Raw genomic sequence first — 3,279 nt, 5'->3', positions numbered from 1 at the left:
CGCCAGCGCCCGGTTTGTGGATTTCATCAATAATTAAATTATTGCCAGCTTCTGCATTTTTTCCCGAAAGCTTGTAACTGAAATAAATAAGTACGCCCGCTATGGGTAATAAAAATAATAGCCAGGGATGTGCCCATCTAAAACTGGTTGCAGTTTCTAACAGCCATAGAAATAATGCTACTACTGAACCTATAATTGCTGCTACAGGAATAGCAATTAAGCTCCACTTTAACAGGTGCCGAAGAATGGTAATGTGCTCGAAACTCGATTTGATTTTTTTCATATCTTCCTACAAATAAATTAAAGACCATATATTTTATACAGTTCTATTTGTAGGTGCCATCAGCTTTTCGGATAAGAAAGGCGGTTAAGTAGGAAGACCCCATTTCCTTTTATAGAAGCGAAGTTAATCGATAATTTTATTTCTGTGAAAATAAATAGAAAATATTTTAGTTGTAGATGTTATCCAGCAGTTTTGCTGAATAACATTTTATTATTGAAGAGAATAATTTTTATTCGGCTTTAAGGTGGAATCCTTTAAAATTGAATCCCCCCTTTAGAAAATAGATTTTCATTTTGTTGATTCCTTTTCGTAGAAAAATAGCCTTTGTTTTGGAAGATTTAAAATTAATCTTACTTCCTGTATTTTCTACTTTTAAATTTTGCAAAAGCAGTTTATCGTTGTTATACAGGTTGATAAAGCCGCTATCATTGTCACTCGAAGTAATAAAAGTGATATGATACTTTCCACTTTTTTTAACCTCAGTAGTATAAAGCAGCCACTCTCCATTTTCAATAGAAAAAACATAAGGCTCATGGTCCAGGTTATTTTTAATATCTACTCCATCATTGCGATAGGTATGACCACGATTACCCTGTGTATGGACGCCCGGAGTATACATGTAACTTGCCGTATCTGCGTCATTGTAAGCAAAACCATTTCGGCCTAAATCATAATCAACAGCTTGGATGAAAGTATTCTTTGCAACGATATTTGGTTTAAACGAAAGGGTAGAAGTGGCATAAGGTTGCCGAAACATGGCATCGATTACATCCTTATGGTAAATGTTGTTTACTATTTTAATATTCTGAAGTAAATCATTTAAAATTTGTTCGGCTTCTGTCTTTGAAAGATTTTCATTTTTACCCGCACAATAATCAACAAATTGCTGGTAATTTTTTGGCTCTTTTATTTCCAATGGATTGTTGATGCCCATCTTTTTCAATTGCCACCAGCTCCAGCCAATATCGTTATTCTCCATCAATTGAATATTATGGGTAAACCAATTATTGGAATTTTCGCCCGTTTCACCTAGCCAAAGCGGCACCTTATATTTTGTTCTGTAATCCAAAAAATTTTGAATTGACGACTGATTATTGAAGTTGCCGTATTTGTGAAAACTGATAACCATATTTTTATCCCATAAAGGAAATATGCCAGTGTAATTATTGGCAAAACCATTTCCCTCTAAAAATATGATATGTTTGGCGTCAACACTGCGTATAGCTTTAGTAATCTGGATAAATAAATTGCGCAGTGGGATATTGTTTTTTTCGGAAGTGCCTCTTATATCTTTTGCATCGTCAAAGCCCCAGTTTGTTTCATTCAATATATCATAACCGCCAATCCATTTTTCGCCCGCATATCTTTTTGCTAATTCTTCCCACAGAGCAACCGTTTTATCTTGATTGGCTTGAGACTGCCAAAGTGAAGGGTCGTCCGGATTTCGGTCGGATATGGGCAAATCATTTCCCTGGCCACCGGGTGCTGCGTGTAAATCTAAGATTAAATAAATATGGTCTTGTTTACACCAACTCAACAAAGAATCTATCATTTCAAAGCCTTTTGGCAACCATGTATTTTTTCCTTTTACCGGTTCATCTTTCGCCGGCAGTGTAAATAATCGATAGTGCATTGGCAAACGAATGGAATTAAAACCCCACGCAGCCATGGAATCAATGTCGGCTTTTTCTGTATGGTATTGTAGCCACTTGTCGTAAAAATCTTTTGTTTCTTTTTCGCCGATGAGTGAAGCAATCTTCTGTTTGATTTTATATTGTTGCCCTAAAAAGCCTAAATGAAACATATAGCCTTCCTGTAACATCCATCCGCCGAAACCCATGCCGCGCAGGATGAAATTTTTGTTTTCATCGTTTTCAATATGCACTCCATTCACGCGCAAATAGCCTTGTGCTGACGCTCTTAGCGAAAAGATAATGATGAAAATTGATGCAATAATGGTTTTGAAAATTGATTTTTGCATGGGAAACTTGTTTAGACTTTTTAATTCATTTAGACTTCTCGCACTGTTTTTCGGAATTTGTAATGTCGAGGTTTCACCCGAGGGTTTATAACTCGCAAGTAATATGCGCATTGCAAATGCGTTGAAAATCGTTCGGTGTGTCAATTGCCGAGACAACTGATCTATCTTTTAATAAGTAAGATGGTCACTTCTATCTCCGGTCAATTGGTTTTCCTATAATAGCGAACATAATCCACCGACATTTTTTGTGGAAATTTTATTGTATCATCCGGACTACCAGGCCAATCGCCACCAACGGCTACATTAAATAAAAGGAAAAACGGTTTGTCGAAAGGATAAGTGCCGTCATTGAAATCTTGTCGTGCAGCTTTTACATAAGGAATATTATCTATCAAAATTTGCATAGAGTCTTTTCCCCAGGTCAAACTATATACGTGAAAATTTTTCGAAAAATCTCCGTTGCTTAAACTGTACTTATTGTTGATAGTTCCTTCCGTTCCATTGGCTTTTTCCCAATGAAAAGAACCCACGACTTGTTTTGGATTTTTTCCAATTAATTCCATAATGTCTATTTCACCACAGGTAGGCCAATTGACGGTCGATATATTGCTGCCTAACATCCAGAGAGCCGGCCACATTCCACTGGATACGGGCAGTTTGGCACGCATATCTATTCTTCCGTAAGTAAATTCTTTTTTATCTTTTGTCGTAATTCTTGCGGAAGTATAATGAAATGTGTGGTAATCTTCCTTTCTTGCCTCAATTACCAGATGCCCTTTCGATAGGTAAACATTTTTAGGCCTCGATGTGTAGTATTCCAGTTCGTGATTGCCCCATCCGTTGTGGTTTCCTTTTTCATAATTCCAATCTTGCTCGTTTAGTTTTTTCTTGTCAAACTCATCATGCCAGGCAAGTGTATAACCTTTGTACTGGGGAATAGAATCGGTACGAATTATTTTTTTTGCATAAATATTATTCGGCATGGATATGTAGAAAAATATTGCAGATAAGAAAA

General features: G+C 36.4%; 2 protein-coding genes, 1 pseudogene and 1 riboswitch. All 3 genes and pseudogenes read right to left on the bottom strand.

Annotated features, from left to right (window positions below; all coding sequences use genetic code 11):
* Positions 1-283 (bottom strand): annotated as a pseudogene (locus tag ACQR30_RS01315) (voltage-gated chloride channel protein); the annotation flags it as partial.
* A gap of 43 nt (positions 284-326) precedes the next feature.
* Positions 327-399, bottom strand: a riboswitch (Fluoride riboswitch).
* A gap of 113 nt (positions 400-512) precedes the next feature.
* On the bottom strand, positions 513-2,264 hold the full coding sequence (locus ACQR30_RS01310) for a cellulase family glycosylhydrolase (RefSeq protein ID WP_429730164.1): 1,752 nt from the start codon (positions 2,262-2,264) through the stop codon (positions 513-515).
* A 200-nt stretch (positions 2,265-2,464) separates the two neighbouring features.
* Positions 2,465-3,279, bottom strand: an 815-nt coding sequence (locus tag ACQR30_RS01305) for a glycoside hydrolase family 16 protein (RefSeq protein WP_429730161.1), incomplete at its 5' end; no start/stop codon positions are given.

The organism is Arachidicoccus sp. (assembly GCF_050436765.1).
In the GTDB taxonomy this organism is placed as follows: Bacteria; Bacteroidota; Bacteroidia; order Chitinophagales; family Chitinophagaceae; genus Arachidicoccus.
Note: the sequence above shows the minus strand (reverse complement) of the source record. Positions and strands in the feature narration are given on the sequence as shown.

Bases quoted from the DNA above. Each gene is read 5' to 3' on its own strand.
- ACQR30_RS01310 (WP_429730164.1), bottom strand. From the start codon at position 2,264: ATGCAAAAATCAATTTTCAAAACCATTATTGCATCAATTTTCATCATT.